The sequence below is a fragment of the Alteromonas sp. MMG017 genome, from assembly GCF_018100795.1.
Taxonomy (GTDB): Bacteria; Pseudomonadota; Gammaproteobacteria; order Enterobacterales; family Alteromonadaceae; genus Alteromonas.
The window spans coordinates 1-14,731 of the sequence record NZ_JAGJDY010000007.1 but is presented as its reverse complement, the minus strand read 5'-3'; the positions used below and the strand labels follow the sequence as shown (position 1 = coordinate 14,731).

Annotated in this window: 20 protein-coding genes; 4 read left to right on the top strand and 16 right to left on the bottom strand. The window is 39.4% G+C overall.

All coding sequences use genetic code 11. From position 1 onward, the window contains the following. The first annotated feature begins 57 nt into the window (after positions 1-57). From J8L84_RS12045 to rluF, 4 genes are all read left to right on the top strand, one after another. Positions 58-543: a VC2046/SO_2500 family protein gene (locus J8L84_RS12045; protein ID WP_211070913.1), complete on the top strand. Its 486-nt coding sequence runs from the start codon at positions 58-60 to the stop codon at positions 541-543. Between the two features lie 86 nt (positions 544-629). Beyond that, positions 630-1,625 (top strand): rhodanese-related sulfurtransferase, encoded by a 996-nt coding sequence (locus tag J8L84_RS12040; protein WP_211070912.1) that lies wholly within the window; start codon positions 630-632, stop codon positions 1,623-1,625. A gap of 61 nt (positions 1,626-1,686) precedes the next feature. After that, positions 1,687-1,929, top strand: coding sequence for an EF-hand domain-containing protein (locus J8L84_RS12035; RefSeq protein WP_013784036.1), 243 nt, complete (start codon positions 1,687-1,689; stop codon positions 1,927-1,929). A 136-nt stretch (positions 1,930-2,065) separates the two neighbouring features. Further along, the gene (gene rluF, locus J8L84_RS12030; protein ID WP_211070911.1) at positions 2,066-2,806 is read left to right on the top strand and encodes a 23S rRNA pseudouridine(2604) synthase RluF; all 741 of its coding nucleotides are present in this window, start codon (positions 2,066-2,068) and stop codon (positions 2,804-2,806) included. Between the two features lie 46 nt (positions 2,807-2,852). Here rluF and J8L84_RS12025 read toward each other — a convergent pair whose 3' ends face one another. The 16 genes from J8L84_RS12025 to J8L84_RS11950 form a co-directional block, all read right to left on the bottom strand. Continuing rightward, on the bottom strand, positions 2,853-3,998 hold the full coding sequence (locus J8L84_RS12025) for an alpha/beta hydrolase-fold protein (protein ID WP_211070910.1): 1,146 nt from the start codon (positions 3,996-3,998) through the stop codon (positions 2,853-2,855). 1,095 nt (positions 3,999-5,093) lie between these two features. Beyond that, positions 5,094-5,609, bottom strand: coding sequence for a hypothetical protein (locus tag J8L84_RS12020; RefSeq protein ID WP_057791713.1), 516 nt, complete (start codon positions 5,607-5,609; stop codon positions 5,094-5,096). Positions 5,610-5,696: 87 nt separating this feature from the next. After that, the gene (locus J8L84_RS12015; RefSeq protein ID WP_057791715.1) at positions 5,697-6,023 is read right to left on the bottom strand and encodes an antibiotic biosynthesis monooxygenase; all 327 of its coding nucleotides are present in this window, start codon (positions 6,021-6,023) and stop codon (positions 5,697-5,699) included. A 96-nt stretch (positions 6,024-6,119) separates the two neighbouring features. Further along, positions 6,120-6,500, bottom strand: a complete 381-nt coding sequence (locus tag J8L84_RS12010; protein ID WP_211070909.1) for a VOC family protein — start codon at positions 6,498-6,500, stop codon at positions 6,120-6,122. Between the two features lie 86 nt (positions 6,501-6,586). Then, positions 6,587-7,006: a hypothetical protein gene (locus tag J8L84_RS12005; RefSeq protein ID WP_211070908.1), complete on the bottom strand. Its 420-nt coding sequence runs from the start codon at positions 7,004-7,006 to the stop codon at positions 6,587-6,589. 92 nt (positions 7,007-7,098) lie between these two features. Beyond that, a complete protein-coding gene (locus J8L84_RS12000) occupies positions 7,099-8,037 on the bottom strand; it encodes an acyl-CoA thioester hydrolase/BAAT C-terminal domain-containing protein (protein WP_211070907.1) in 939 nt (312 codons plus the stop codon). A 158-nt stretch (positions 8,038-8,195) separates the two neighbouring features. Beyond that, positions 8,196-8,549: a hypothetical protein gene (locus J8L84_RS11995; RefSeq protein ID WP_211070906.1), complete on the bottom strand. Its 354-nt coding sequence runs from the start codon at positions 8,547-8,549 to the stop codon at positions 8,196-8,198. Between the two features lie 326 nt (positions 8,550-8,875). Further along, a complete protein-coding gene (locus J8L84_RS11990; RefSeq protein WP_211070905.1) occupies positions 8,876-9,034 on the bottom strand; it encodes a hypothetical protein in 159 nt (52 codons plus the stop codon). A 132-nt stretch (positions 9,035-9,166) separates the two neighbouring features. Then, positions 9,167-9,418, bottom strand: a complete 252-nt coding sequence (locus tag J8L84_RS11985; RefSeq protein WP_057791723.1) for a superinfection immunity protein — start codon at positions 9,416-9,418, stop codon at positions 9,167-9,169. Positions 9,419-9,751: 333 nt separating this feature from the next. Further along, positions 9,752-10,258 (bottom strand): GNAT family N-acetyltransferase, encoded by a 507-nt coding sequence (locus J8L84_RS11980; RefSeq protein WP_211070904.1) that lies wholly within the window; start codon positions 10,256-10,258, stop codon positions 9,752-9,754. Between the two features lie 436 nt (positions 10,259-10,694). Then, positions 10,695-11,276: a M23 family metallopeptidase gene (locus J8L84_RS11975; protein WP_211070903.1), complete on the bottom strand. Its 582-nt coding sequence runs from the start codon at positions 11,274-11,276 to the stop codon at positions 10,695-10,697. 86 nt (positions 11,277-11,362) lie between these two features. After that, positions 11,363-11,830, bottom strand: coding sequence for a DUF2314 domain-containing protein (locus tag J8L84_RS11970; protein ID WP_211070902.1), 468 nt, complete (start codon positions 11,828-11,830; stop codon positions 11,363-11,365). 87 nt (positions 11,831-11,917) lie between these two features. Then, positions 11,918-12,643, bottom strand: a complete 726-nt coding sequence (locus J8L84_RS11965; RefSeq protein ID WP_211070901.1) for a hypothetical protein — start codon at positions 12,641-12,643, stop codon at positions 11,918-11,920. A gap of 110 nt (positions 12,644-12,753) precedes the next feature. After that, positions 12,754-13,200, bottom strand: coding sequence for a GNAT family N-acetyltransferase (locus tag J8L84_RS11960; RefSeq protein ID WP_211070900.1), 447 nt, complete (start codon positions 13,198-13,200; stop codon positions 12,754-12,756). Positions 13,201-13,353: 153 nt separating this feature from the next. After that, positions 13,354-13,740, bottom strand: coding sequence for a hypothetical protein (locus J8L84_RS11955; protein WP_211070899.1), 387 nt, complete (start codon positions 13,738-13,740; stop codon positions 13,354-13,356). A 541-nt stretch (positions 13,741-14,281) separates the two neighbouring features. Further along, positions 14,282-14,731 (bottom strand): hypothetical protein (locus J8L84_RS11950; protein ID WP_211070898.1); only part of this gene is annotated, 450 nt, incomplete at its 5' end.

The window sequence follows — 14,731 nt, the reverse complement described above, 5'->3', positions numbered from 1 at the left end:
CGTCTTATTTTTGTGTCTGATAACGATATAAACACAATTAAATCCATAGACCCTAGTATGGCATGGGAATGGAACGGCACGCTGTCAAAAGCAGCGGGTAATGCCACGCTTTTTGCTTTGTATTTGGCAATGCAACAAAGTGCGCTAGCCGACACGATATCGATAGAAAGCCCAAGCGAGGACGAAGCCAGTAGTGACATTACAAAACGTCTAGAAGCGCTTAATTTTTACCGTAAAGCACCACTTTTTGCGAGTGAGTCAGATTGGTTACACATGAATCGACTGTCTCAAAAAATAGCGCATCAAGCAACACAGCAAGAACCCTCATCATTGCAATTTGACGAAATACGCCTTCACAATGAAATGCACCCAGTGCCTCTTGCACAAACGAATGACGCTAAGAAAATTAGCCAAGATATTATTACTAACTGTTCGTTAGCAACTCAAAAGCGTATCGCCGCTACTTATTCCACCGCTATTGATGAAGACAACACCATGCTTGGTGACATTATTGAGCAGTCTGAGTCTTTTCTTGCCGCCTAGCTGGAAATTTTAAAACTGGTTTGGTATAGTGCGCGCCGCATTTTTGCACTGGTTTTACGTTCCAACTAGCAAAGGTTAACATTACTATGTCTAAATATATCGTTTGCGCGATGTACAAATTTGTTGCGCTTGAAAACTTCGAGGCCATGCGCCAACCACTATTAACTGCCATGGAATCTAATGGCATTAAAGGTACGCTTTTACTTGCCAGCGAAGGCATTAACGGCACAGTTTCAGGCACTCGAGAAGGTATTGATGGATTACTTCAATACCTTAATGCCGACGAGAGAATTAATCCTATCTCTTGTAAAGAATCACTCCACGAAGAACAACCTTTTTACCGCACCAAGGTTAAGCTTAAAAAAGAAATCGTGACCATGGGTGTTGAAGGTATCGATCCACGTAAAACCGTAGGTACGTACGTGAAACCAAACGACTGGAACGCGTTAATAAGCGACCCCGATGTCACCGTGATAGATACCCGCAATGGCTATGAAATCGAAATTGGTACTTTCAAGCATGCTATCGACCCTAAAACTGAGACTTTTCGCGAGTTTCCAGAGTATGTCGCTAAAACATTAAGCCCAGAAAAAAACAAAAAAGTGGCCATGTTTTGCACCGGCGGTATTCGCTGTGAAAAATCTACGGCTTATTTAAAAGAGCAGGGGTTTGATGAGGTATATCATTTGGAAGGCGGTATTCTCCAATATTTAGAAGATGTTCCAAAAGAAGAGTCATTGTGGGAAGGCGACTGTTTTGTATTTGATAATCGTGTGGCTGTGAATCACGATCTTGAAAAAAGTGATTATCATCAATGCTATGCCTGTCGTTTACCGATTACCGATGAAGACATGCAAAGTGAAAAATATGAGTCTGGCGTAAGCTGCCCGCATTGTTTTGGGACCCATACAGAAGATCAACTTTCACGTTTTCGTGAGCGCGAAAAGCAGGTGAATCTTGCCAAGATGAGAAAGCAAGAACACGTGGGTACAGAGGCGCGAATTACCATGGAACAAAAACGTGAAGAAAAGGCTCGTTTACAACGTGAGCGCGCATTAAAAGCAAGAGAAAATCAAGCATAGACACTACTCAATAAGGGCGTTAAACTCACCCTCTATGTAGTTGCTAAAAAAGGGAAAGCGCGTGACCGCTCAACTTTCAGACGAAAAAATTGAAGAAATAAAGAAAGATTTCACCTTCTTCGACCAAGATGGTAATGGTCAAATTGATTTAACGGAGTTTATCGAGTTATTAACCGTTATTTCTCCAAAAACAAAAGCCAGCCATGTACAGGAAGGTTTTAAATTAATAGACAGCAATAACGACGGCTATATCGACTTCGAGGAATTCCTTGAGTGGTGGCAAGAGTGTTGGTGGGAATATTAATACTAACTGAATGTTAAAAAAGCGAGCTTTTAGCTCGCTTTTTTTATAGTAAAATTAACGGTAACAAAATTGAGAGTAAAACCGGCGAGGTTTACTCACGTTATCGTTTAGAAGCAAAAGGGTAAGGACTTTTAGCATGACCTCTGAGGTAACAAAGCGTCTTAATAAATATATCAGTGATACTGGACTGTGCTCACGACGTGAAGCTGATAAATTAATTGAGCAAAATCGGGTTACCATTAACGATAAGCTGCCAGAACTGGGTACTAAAGTAGCGCAGGGCGATCAGGTTAAGGTTGATGGTAAGCTTGTTAAAGCCGTGGCCGAAGACAAATCAGACCGCATTTACTTGGTATACAACAAGCCCATTGGCATTACCTGTACCACCGAGCGCCATGTGAAAGGTAATATTATCGATGCCATTAAGCACAAACAAAGAATCTTCCCCGTAGGCAGACTCGATAAGCCATCAGAGGGATTAATTATTCTGACCAGTGACGGCGATATTGTGAATAAAATCCTGCGTGCTGAAAATGCCCACGATAAAGAATACGAAGTTACCGTTAACCAACCCATCAGTGAACGCTTTGTTCAAAAAATGGCAAGAGGCGTTCCGATTTTAGGCACAGTGACTAAACCGTGTAAGGTAAATGCACGTGGCAAGTTTCAATTTTCAATTATTCTAACCCAAGGCCTAAACCGACAAATTCGTCGCATGTGCGAATTCCTTGGTTACGAAGTGACTAAACTGAAACGCACCCGCATCATGCACTTAGAGCTAGGTAATTTGAAACCAGGCCAATGGCGTAACCTTACGGAAAAAGAGCTAAATCAACTAAATAGCGCTGTTCAAAAATCATCTAAAACTGCAGAGTAGGCGCTATAAAATCAAGCTGCTTAACACACGTGAAGGGCTTTATACGTTATAAGAACAAACCTTGAAGTTGGTCTTTTTGTTCTGTGCTAAGCCCTTTAATTAACTGCAATGCTGTACCAAGCGCCTGTTTAGCTTCATCTTCCATATTAAAATGAAGGTAAGCATTGATCAATGCGGTATGTGCATGTAAAGAATGTGGGTAATTTTCTGTATTCCAATTAAGCAGGGCTAGCGCATCGTCTTGCCTGTTTAAGTACTGTAACCACTGCCCATAACCAGCAGCACGATCTTCGGGAATAATCATCGATGTTTTTAACAATGAGGAACGTGTTGCAAAGATAGCCTGTAAATCGGCTAAGGTTTGCGGTGTTTCAGGTATTGCCCAACCATCAAATAAATACTTCACACCATAGTACTGACCAAGTAAGGCAGTGGTGTTATGCGTTTCATTACTAAACGTTTGGCTGGTTACAGCTAGCTGCTGCTTAGGGTAATGCTTAATGAGTGCTACAAAATTGGCGAAGGGCTCAGTCATTGTAGGCTCTTCTTGTGCTATAGAAATATACAAGCGCCCTTGCAAACTGCCTCGCTTTAACGCGGTTTCAGTTAATGTAAGTAACTGGCTTTTATTCCAATATAGAGACGGGCTTACTGCTACAACACCATTGAACAAACCTGGTCGTTTCACTAAAGCATTAATAGCAAATTGACCGCCGTGCGAGGTGCCAGCTAACCCTTGGTAATCTAGAGTACGATAACGCGCTTTTACTTCGGGTATCACTTCTTGCTCAACAAAAGCTAGAAACAGGTCTGCATTTGCTAACTGCTCTGGGCTTTGTTTATCTGCACTGGTTAAGGTTAAGGTTAAGGTTAAGGTTAAGTCTCTTTCGCGTGTTTCACGTGGGTTTACAATACCCACAACAATCATCTGTGGTGCCTGATCGAATTTTGCCAAATAATCTAGCGTACCTGCAGTATGAGGCCCCTGAATATCACCATCTGTAACATACAATACAGGGTAATGTGCATCGCTTTTTGAGTAACCTGCAGGCAAATACACTACAAGGTTACGTGTTTCACCAAGCTTTTTACTATTGATAACTAGGTCTTCAGTTGTAAATACGGCTTCAACTGACCACGCGTTATATTGGCTTCCCAATATAAGCAACAAGCCGTAAAGTATCCTTTTCATTACATATTTCCCTATTTTTAAATTGTTATATGAAATTTTAACGGGCAATTAAGATTATCTTTCAAACAACGAGTGAGTAGGGCGCAGCTGTGCAGATAACATGGTGTTAGGCATCCCCTTTAATCACATACAGAATGTTAATAATTGCGGACTTTGCCAATAGACCTACACAAGACAATAGGCTCTTGAAGGCCATAATAATCAAGGCCACCCCGACCAGTGAATCTACAGGTATAAAAGTAAACATGTAAATAGCCTGCCGAAGCATAATGCCTATAAAAATGCTTTCGTAAGAAGCATGCCGATCAATGAGCACTATAAAACCTGCCAATACTAGCGCGCCAGTGTAGTAATAGGATGAGATCCAAGGCTCAATTATCACCGATAAAAAAGGGTGAAAAAAAATAAAATAGCAGCACCAAGCAGGGTTGATACAAACAAACCTAAAAGAAACTGTCTCATTAGCTTTTCCATTTTCCCAATGCCTAACGAGTTGCCGTTTTAGCTAGATCAAATATTGCCAATTAGAGGCGCGTTGGAGTTTATGGTAAAGCGAAAATACCTTCAGGCGTTAGCAGTTCGAAATAAAGGCTTTAGTAATAGCCCAATTAATTTACAAGCCCAACAACAAGATACAGGGAACAAAAGTATAACCCGATAGCTAAATAGGCCAATGAAAAAAAGCTATTAATGGCCCATATACCGTACCAAAATTTTCCGAAAATAAAGGTGGCTCTCCTTAACTTAGCGTTCAGTAAAGCTAAGGAAGATGGGATTAATAAAGTGGCAGAAAGTCCAAATAAAGGAACGACAACAAACATTAATACTAAGCCGACCGAACTTGCGGCAGACCCACTTGATACCGGAGTTATGATAAACATTGACCAGTACGAAACTACTAGAGCAGCCAGTGCGCATATTAAGCCTAAAATTTGGATGCTACGCATATATTCCTTAAAAATAACAATCTAATGAGGGCGGTAATATGTATGTTAAATAAAGTATCCATGCACCTTTGGATAATTCTAAATCTGATTTGGCTACATCAGTTACCACAACAATAGAACTGACTAAGCGCCATTCTAACTAATTCCTTCATTGCCAAAATGCGTGTTCAGAGCGGACTGAACATGAATTAACTGGTTGGGTTATATTTGTGCGATCAACTACCCAACAATCCTCATAAATTGAGCAATAACAGAGCTCTATTTCAATATTATCATCTATAGCTAATATATCCGAAACCGACTCACCTTTGTATTTTAGAGGTGTTATAGAGTGACCCGACGGCAAAGTAGTATTGTTTAAATGGGATTGAGATATATTTTTGAATTCTGGAAATTCTGACCATTTTTTTAGAAATTTCGTACCCGAATAAACTTTTGCGTACTTGATGAGCGCTGGGCCAGTTCCCTTATTGGCAACGCCATAACTAAAAGAATTAGTATTATGGCTTCTAGAAATTTCAATTTTAGGCCATACCGAAGCTTTAGCATAAGCGCGGTCAGTGTAAGCAGAGTAAATTGAAATGAAAGCGGTAAGCAGTCCAATAAACAGAGCTGTGAGTGCGATTATCATCTCTGGGTTTCTGTACCATTTTTCTCTTGCCATAAATTTAGCCCTTAAGACACTTATTACGAAGCCAGTTGGCAACAATGTTTACGATTTAGGCCGTGTCAGCCGTTGCTCAATTTATTGTTATACGTCAAAGACTCTACGATGTAAGTAATCAATTTCAACTTCCATTTCATACAAGGTTTTTGTTGATTCTAAATTAAGGCTTTCTCGCATTAATTGACGTTGCTGTTCATATGCAGCGCTCATTTCGATTTTAGCGGCTTGGCGATAGGTTTCTTCATCTGGCCATTGAGCGTAAGCGATAAAAGTATCGTTCTTATGCCTATGTAAACGAGAACCTAGACTTCCTTTGAATAGGAAAATACCTTGCGTGGTTTTGGGCCATGCGGAAAGAAATTGCTCTTCATATCCAGTCTTTACTACGAACTCAAACATTACGACGAACATTACAATTCTTCCTTGATATAAACGCCGCAATAGACGGCTAGAAATAATTTACTGATATTTAAAGTAAGCAATCTAACGAGTACTTTCAAGCGCGAGTTACTCGCGTATTTCTACTTTCCACGGCGGATTTAAGCGGTTTTCTCCCGCCCAGTAGAGTTTGATCTTATTACCAGAAGGGTCTTTTAGAATAGCCTCTTTCCAAAGGTAACTTTGCTCAATAGGGGGTTGTAAAAACTGAATACCTTTTTGAGATAAATTTTGGTAAAGCTCATCAAGGTGCTCGTGTTCAAAATAAATTACCGACTTATTTTCAAACACTTCAGTTTCAAGAGATAAAGAAAATGTAGCGTTTCCATCTGGGCAAGAAAATCTAGCATAGTGAGGAGTGTCGACAATTTGGGTGAAGCCAAGATTTAAGTAAAAACCAACAGCATCATCCATATTGCTTACTGGTAAAGTAACCTGATTGAGTTCCATTTATTGACCTACTTTAAAAGCTGATTATGTGGCAAGTTTACAGCTAGCAAGCTTAAACACCCGCTTATGATTATCTTGTTAATTTGTTATACGCTTTTTAGCCAACCATTTTGAGATGCTATTAAGACTACGGCATCACTAATTAATAGGTCTTTGTATTTGTTTTTGTTATCCACTGCCGGACCAATAATTTCGAATTGCTTGTTTAATTTGCGGGTAAGTTCTTCGCTATGTATTTTTAAACTTTGATTGTCAGCAATGTTAATTACCAGTCGCCCTTGTTCGTCGAGCGCTAATAGAAAATCTGAAGAAGTCGCCCGTTTATTTTGAAAAGACGCTTTTTGCCATTCTAATGCGGTGGAAAAATGGAGTTCACCGTCATGTAGCCAGCTCTCTTCTGTTTCGCCACTTTCCCTGAACTGCTGACTTGCTATATTCGCTAAATCTTCAGGGGAAGGGGAACATGCATACAGGCTTAGTAACAATATTAAAAGTACTGGTTTCATAAATCATCCTTGTTAAACGTCAACATAAGCTTAAGCATTATTGAGCACAGCGACAATAGCGTATTGTTAATTGTCCAAGCGAATTTACGAGCTTAAATGGCCTTTTTGGTGTCAACGGCTATGTTCTGGTGATGAGCATTGCAGTAAGGCAAGAATTTTTCATTCAAAAATTTAATCACTTCCGGGTGGAAATTATTTTGAGGTTGAAAGTGATTTCCGTTAGGAACAGCGATATGTTTAAAAGGATGGGGGAAGCCCTTTGTTTTTAATCTCTCTATTACTTCTTCCGACATTTCTTGTGAAGGCCATATGTGATCTTTTTCACCGGAAACTAATAAGATAGGTCCATTAATATCCTCTACCTTTATTCTAGCCTCCTCGACCGAATCAATATCCATTAGCGCTATTTCATGAGCACGTCGTAAATCGCCCATTAAAACTGATGGTAAAATATTTAGCGTTAGTGGTACGTGAGGGAGCTCTTGGTCATTAAACATAAATGAAGAGGTTTTGCCATCAGCAAAAAAAGAAGGGCCGGCAAATACGACATGACTTCCAGCTAATGAAACAACACCGTTGATTTGTGTGTATTTGGAAGCCAAGGTAAGTGCTAATTCAGCTCCCTTAGAGCCCCCCATAACAGCGACGCAATTCGAATTTAATCTTGGGTTATTTAATGTTAGAACTATTTCATTATAAATAGCATCTAGAGAAATTCGATCTAGCTCTTGAGGTATACCTTCCATACCAAAATATCCAACAGCTAACATCGCATATCCTTGATCAATATATTGCTGTCTTTCTTTAATGTTATGAGGCCTCGTCATACTATTTCCGCCTTCACTACCGCCAAAGTATACAAGTAAAGGCTGTTCCTTACCTTCACCCAAAAACAGCTCAGCATCAACTTTTCCATAGTTCAAAGGGGGAGTACTAGAATCGAATGTCATTGGAATAATGAATACAAATCCAACTAACAAAATTAATATGATGAGAACTATAAAGCTAAAATATTTAACTATTTTCAACACCGTTTGCTTCCTTTCATTTTTTAAAAGATGTTACTTTTTAAAGTTTGTTTCATTACTATTTAAGATTAGCTAATGCTAAACGGCTCAGAGGTGAAGCAGCAAAAAGGCAGTCACAGACCTTAAGAGGAGAAAACCGCCGCAGGTTATATGCTTTAGTACTATTCATAACCGTCTTCAAAAAGATTCAACTTTTCGTTTATATAATCCATTATTTCATCGAATTTCATCTCATCAATTTTTCCAGCGACAACGTAGCAATTCAAAAAAGAAGACACATAATGGTACTTGTATTGGAGTTTTGAATTTTCATCATGAGAACAGTCTTCTTTAAATTGCTCATCATTTGCTTCTATCATTTCTTTTAACAACTGCCCATCATTCATGTTTTGAGCCTGAGAATAAAAAATAGGAGCGAGCATATACATATTCTCTCTAGGAACTTCATCGCTGCTATCTACAGATTCCAGGGCTTTAGATAAAGCGCTTTCTACTTTTTCAAGCCATTCTTTCATAGTACGCACTTCCAGTTGAGAGAAACATAGCTTCTAAATAAGTAATATTTTAAACCTACTTTTGTTGTGAATCACTTTGGGTTAAGTCGTTACATAATTGGCAGTCGATATTTTTCTTAAAATTATAAGCTCTTCGAGTGGCAAATATAGCTACTGAAATAAAAGACCACGTTATACCAAAAACGACAGAGTCATAAAGCGTATGCCCTTTAATGTATTGAATACCTGAAAGTAACGCGAATACCAGGGGAAAAGCGATACTGTATTGAAATATCCATTTTTTAATTGGCATGTTGATCCCTAATCAGTTTTGTAGGGCAGCGCGTTTATTTTTCACCTTTTTTGTAACCTATAAAACCTATTACTAAAGCGACACATAAAATAGCTATATCTAAATAAAAGGGTGGATTTTGAGCAATTAACAGTGTGCCAACTGCAGTTAACATGAGACTTATCGGTGTATAGTTATTTTTTGATTTTTCCATAAAATTTATCCTTATATATTTTACGTCGATTGTAAATGCGAAAATTTTAAAGCCTGCTAACACCCGCATAGCGGGGCAAATGCGTGGGCGATAATAACGAGCGAAGCGAGTGGTTAATGCGCTTGTTACTTTTTAATTCTCACTACTGGCTTTATTTGCATATTTACCAATTGCTTTGCCCGTTGTAGCCCAAACCATTACTCCTCCCCATGCTATTAGAGAAAAGCCTGCGGGAATACAAGCAAGCAATATATATTTGAATTGTTTTCTATTAAAAGCCAAGGCAAGCAATGCTGGAAGGAACCAGAGGATTAATACCCCAACAAGTAAAAAGCCTATAAATGCGTAGTTGTCACTTGCCAAAATACTATCGATGTATTCCATTTTATTCGCCCTTAATATTAACTACTGATTTGATGAAACTGACAATGAAATTTGATTGTCAAAGGTAGTAGTCTTGAATCTAAGAAATTTATTACAGAACCAATCAAAATATTTTCGATACAAAGGAGCAATTGAAACATAACCCCACCAAAAAATGGCAAATATATGTGGGCAAAAATCAGGAACTAAGAGATACAGCCTATGTATTAGCGACACAGCCCACGAGGTGAGCAAGTTCATTTTTTTGAGAGTGTATTCCGTTACTCATGAGTGCCTACAAGCGCGTCGCCCTGAGTGTATGCGCCTAGCGAACGAAGTGAGATTATTGAGATGTTAGGTGTGCTCATGAATAAACCTAAGTACCGTTTCCGAACTATCCTCTAAATCTATAGTTGAATGTAGTATTGCGCCAGAAGATTCTATGAGCTTTGTAGAGCTGATATTGCTTTTGTAGCAGTGAATATGCACCGCTAAAATACCCATTTTATTCGCTTGCTCAATGGTTTGAGATAGCAAACGTTTTCCAACGCCTTTGCCGCGATAACTCGGCCTTACACCTAACCCGATATGTCCGCCAGCATGTTGTAATGAGTCGTTTAATGTGTGCCGTAAATGGGAGCAGCCAATAATTTCTTGGTTTTCGATGAGCCAGAAAGTGGTATTGGACACCATGTGACAGGGTAAGTTGATACCCTCTGAATAATCGCTTAGCAACTGAACAAAAGCAGGAAAGTTCGAGCAATCTAAATCCATTGGGTAGGGATAACGTTCTTCGCTACCCAATTCTTTGATGTAGTCTAAATAGCTATCTTCAATTTCAACTAAAGGATTGATAAGCATTAAATATCCTAGAAGCACCTAACTTTTAAATGAGGGGCGCTTTCATTGTAAAAACAACAACTGCACGTAATCCGCGTCCGACTTGATTTGCTTTGTTAGGTGCTCACGGACCATGAATATACAAACTCGCCATTAAAAAAGCACCCCACGAAAAAAAGCAAATAATGAGACCAACTGATATATAAGATTTCATGCTTCCTAACGTTGCAATAACAATTGACCTGACAACGGAAAAAAACCAGCCCAAAACTAGGAATGGTAAAATCCATAATGAAAGAATTCCAAGTCCGAAATACCATGAACCATACGTACCAATGATAACTGCAGTAAATGGAACAAACCAAATAATCCAGTACACCACACAATAGAATGCTGCACCCATATAAATATACGGTAGAAACTTTAAACTAGTGACACCTAACAATTTATTATGCACTTACTCGCGATCAAGCAGCGCCAACGTACTTTGATCAAACTGTATTTGAATAGGTTTGCCTTCTTTATCCCACGCACCAATGTGAATATGGGGGTTTCGGCTGTATCCATTATTACCGACTTTAGCAACGACAGTGCCACGCTTAACTATTTCGCCTTCTTTTACATCTATCTCTCGTATATGGGCTAGTATTACTGACAATCCATCCTTAGTTTTGAAGGTTATTGAGCTTGCTCTTCCCGGGGTCATAACGCCTGGTTGATTCGTAATTGGATTTAAGTGGATCTTCGTGACTGTGCAATCGCATGGTGCTAGCACATTCTTTTTAAAACCAAACCAATCTTCATTTTCAAAACCGCTGTTTATGAAGGATCTTTGAAATAGCCTTTTATCATCTTCATACCACCCCCCAATAACGCAGTCTGTTCCTAGTGCATCGCCAGCATACTTAAACTGACCATCCCAATGCTCCGTACATGCGAATGTTTCTTTATGGATAGCGTGAATTTCTATAGGTTTTTTCGCATGTAATTTGAAAGGAATCAAAATCACAAGCATAAGTAACTTAGCTTTGATATTCATTTGTCTCATCCTTAAGTGCATAATACCCTTTTAAGCGGTAAAAACCGCTCTTGTTTTTATCCGTCTTCAATGGTTTGTTATGAACTCTACAATTCACAAGTAAACCCGTTGCTTTTAATATATTCATCTTCTGAGGTGGAACAAATCAAAAATGCACCAAGAGACTGACCGCTTTTCTTCTCAGTCAGCTGCCAGTCATAGATGTCTGATGCTTGAAACCCTATGGTCTCTCCACTTTTAGTATCCTCCAAGAGCCGCGGGTTGCTGATAATTACGCCTATATAGAAATCTTTATATTTCTGTACGTCCCCCAACCACAAATATTCAACAGTTTCTCCCTCTGTAAATTTGAGATAAGCGCCATAATAATTATATTTAGAATTCTCAGAACCTCTACCCTCTAAAGCATCTAAAAATAAGCCTCTATGCTGCTTGGCCTTCGCAAAAGCATTAACGACAACTTGATCACCTCTTTCCTTGAGGAAAAACTCATCATTAGAACCCAATATCGGTGTGCATATTAATAAAAGCGGAAATACTGCAAGTCCTTTCACTATATACCTCATGATTCATAACGCCGCCAGCAGGGACAGACAAAGCGCGCAGCGGTTTGGCTGTCCCTCTGGCTGGCTTTGTTATGGTTACGATGTCTTATACACATACCAATTTCCAACGATATGCTCAATATAGATATAGTTATCGTCTGACATTATTGGCATTTCAGTTCCAGTTGGCACAAACAAATAACCAACTGAATTATCCAAGATTCCGCCTATATTGACGTCAACGATGCCACTAGTTGATTCGTATCCTACAAAATTAAAATTTAGATGTTTGGCTGATTCAGTGGCCTTTTCCTGACTTGTTTTAGCCTCCAACGCTATCGTATTTAGGCTATCAATATTCTTATGTAGAAACTCTTTAAGCTCGGAATCCAATTGCAAAGTAAGTAGCATATTCTGATATTGGTGCTCCTCTTCTTTTGTTCGATTAGCTTTGCTTTGAACCTCTTGCAAAGCCATAAAGAACAAACCTGGTAATGCTAGATTTCTGACGGCTGAAATTTTCCATCTGTTTTGGTCATATACTAAATAGATATACCAGTCTTGAGATCTACCGTCCTTTGAGAGCAATACAGCATAAATCTCCCTTTTCGGATTTTTTTCAAGCGCCCTCAGGCTAACCTCGATACCTTTGGGCAAACTCTCGCCCAAAGTAGGTTTATCTAGATAATGCTCCAACATTTCACCGGCATACACTTCTCTTTTATTTTTAATTCCATCTTGGCCAAAAAACTGTTTTACGAGACTAGACTCGTCTGCTAACGCAACCAAAGGTAAAAACAATAGAACGATTAGAATTCGCACCAAACTTCCTTAGTATCCATAACACCCCAAGAAGGGGCAATAACATGTGGGCTAAAATTCGGAACGAAGTGACGGGAGCCCACGTGTTATTGTCCCGCTTACTTGGTTTGTTATACCTTTGATACTAGACTTTTTACAAACCTAATTTTGCTGTTGTTTTCACTGCCTTGATCTTCGTAACCACAAATCTTGTAACCACTTGATATAAGTAGTTGGAGCATATCAGGATATCGATTCATGGATTTGACGCTTATAGAGCAATAGTGATTATTGGCAGCCCATAACTCTTGAGCTTTCCTCAATTTTGTCGCTACTCCTTTTTTTCTGTAATCAGGAGCAACTCCGCCCATCCAACTATAAAATTCAGTTGGAGATACCGCATACCCGACTTTGTAGGCAATAGGCTCAGAGCTAGAACACGCCACTAGAATTAGATAATCTTTACCATCTAATCGAGCTTTAAATTTATCTTGAGTAACTTCTCGATCAAATTCTGGTATTTTGAGATTTACCTGCATTAACTCTCCCAAGGTCCCTGTTCTAATAATAAAACTCATATAAAACATCCAAAATTAGAGTTGGGGTATAACACCCCAAGAAGGGGCACCGAAACGTAGCGGCGATTTGGTTAAACTTGCGAAGCACCAAAACTAAATCGCCGCGTAGTTTTGGTGTCCCGTGAGCGAAGCGAACCTTGCTTGATGCGCTTGTTATATGCGTACTCTAACCAGTGATAGATATTTGCTATCGCATTCTGAAAAAAGTGTAAAAGGATTCATGCTATTCCCGTAATTTTGGAACTGCAACGTGTCATCTTGCAACGAGGCACTTACCTTAACTTTAAAATCACCACGCGGTTTTGAGGCGAATAGATCCGAAAAGACAATTGTTTGGCCATTTTTCATGAAGTTTCCCCTAACAGAGCGAGAATCCGTTGTAACTTCATACACATATAGATTGTCTTCTTGTGACAAACCAACAACCAAGTGACATGAAGTAGGATCTGAATTTTTATAGTAGGCAAAATTTGGTTCCGGTGATATGGCACAACCTGAAGCCAAGAAAAGACAGACAAATGAACAAAGAAATTTTTTCAAGTTACCTCCTAGCATATAACTTTAAGCTAAGGGGCGCAGATACGTGAGGCATAATTGGCGAAGCCGCCCCGCGTATAGGCGTCCAGCGACCGAAGGGAGAGGCTTAAGCGCTTTGTTAGAAGCAGAGCCTGTTCCTTTGGCCTAATTAAAAACTAATAAAGCCAGCATACGATTGATTGTTAAAGCAAACAAGCAAAATGCCAGTGCAGTGATGTAGGTGATTTAGATGAAACAAGCCGCCATTTGAGCTACCGAGTGCAATGGCGCTTGCTGGCCTAGAACAATAACTTGGCGGTAAAGCGCCTATTGCGCAACTTTTGAAGTTAATGCGGCGAAGTTAAAACCACCAAAAGCCAGAGCGATGTTGGCGAAAGCAGGTGAGGGTAGTTGCATTGAGATTTGTATTAAGCCAAACGAGGTTTAGGCTGGCGCCTTCTAACATCCACATAAGGGGCAGTAATACGTGGGCTAAAATCCGAGCGAAGCGACAGAGCCCACGTGTTACTGCCCTAGGGAGCTTGCGACCGTCTTAATGTACTTGTTAGGTGTTGTTTTGCAATAAAGTCGCTATTTGCTTGTTTTTTCGAACTTGATACCCAAAACAGAGAGATATTGATAGTCCGAATAAGATACTAGCCAACCCTGTTTCAACCCACACCCTAGCATAGAAGCTATAGATAAAACCTGGAACTAAACCTGCAATAGCATAATAAAAAAGTCCATCGATTTTGAGCCATTTAAATAATTTATATATGGCAAGACCATAACTAAACGTAAAAACATATCCTATCGGAAGAGAGAGAAAAAGAGCGTTAATTACGAAAATTCCGAAACCGCTAATATCAACGTTTCCGTTAACTAAATACGAATAGTAACCGGCCAAAAACGCGCCATACAAGATCGCTACAGGAATAGAAATAAGTGGCGATAAAAATGCAATTATAGATATATGCTTCACGAAACACCTAACTTTTAAATAAGGGGCGGGAGT

Bases quoted from the DNA above. Each gene is read 5' to 3' on its own strand.
- rluF (WP_211070911.1), top strand. From the start codon at position 2,066: ATGACCTCTGAGGTAACAAAGCGTCTTAATAAATATATCAGTGATACT.
- J8L84_RS11960 (WP_211070900.1), bottom strand. From the start codon at position 13,200: ATGAGTTTTATTATTAGAACAGGGACCTTGGGAGAGTTAATGCAGGTA.
- J8L84_RS11975 (WP_211070903.1), bottom strand. From the start codon at position 11,276: ATGAATATCAAAGCTAAGTTACTTATGCTTGTGATTTTGATTCCTTTC.
- J8L84_RS12045 (WP_211070913.1), top strand. From the start codon at position 58: ATGGCATGGGAATGGAACGGCACGCTGTCAAAAGCAGCGGGTAATGCC.
- J8L84_RS12010 (WP_211070909.1), bottom strand. From the start codon at position 6,500: ATGGAACTCAATCAGGTTACTTTACCAGTAAGCAATATGGATGATGCT.
- J8L84_RS12025 (WP_211070910.1), bottom strand. From the start codon at position 3,998: ATGAAAAGGATACTTTACGGCTTGTTGCTTATATTGGGAAGCCAATAT.
- J8L84_RS12040 (WP_211070912.1), top strand. From the start codon at position 630: ATGTCTAAATATATCGTTTGCGCGATGTACAAATTTGTTGCGCTTGAA.
- J8L84_RS12005 (WP_211070908.1), bottom strand. From the start codon at position 7,006: ATGAAACCAGTACTTTTAATATTGTTACTAAGCCTGTATGCATGTTCC.
- J8L84_RS12015 (WP_057791715.1), bottom strand. From the start codon at position 6,023: ATGTTCGTCGTAATGTTTGAGTTCGTAGTAAAGACTGGATATGAAGAG.
- J8L84_RS11995 (WP_211070906.1), bottom strand. From the start codon at position 8,549: ATGAAAGAATGGCTTGAAAAAGTAGAAAGCGCTTTATCTAAAGCCCTG.
- J8L84_RS11990 (WP_211070905.1), bottom strand. From the start codon at position 9,034: ATGGAAAAATCAAAAAATAACTATACACCGATAAGTCTCATGTTAACT.
- J8L84_RS12020 (WP_057791713.1), bottom strand. From the start codon at position 5,609: ATGGCAAGAGAAAAATGGTACAGAAACCCAGAGATGATAATCGCACTC.
- J8L84_RS11985 (WP_057791723.1), bottom strand. From the start codon at position 9,418: ATGGAATACATCGATAGTATTTTGGCAAGTGACAACTACGCATTTATA.
- J8L84_RS11980 (WP_211070904.1), bottom strand. From the start codon at position 10,258: ATGCTTATCAATCCTTTAGTTGAAATTGAAGATAGCTATTTAGACTAC.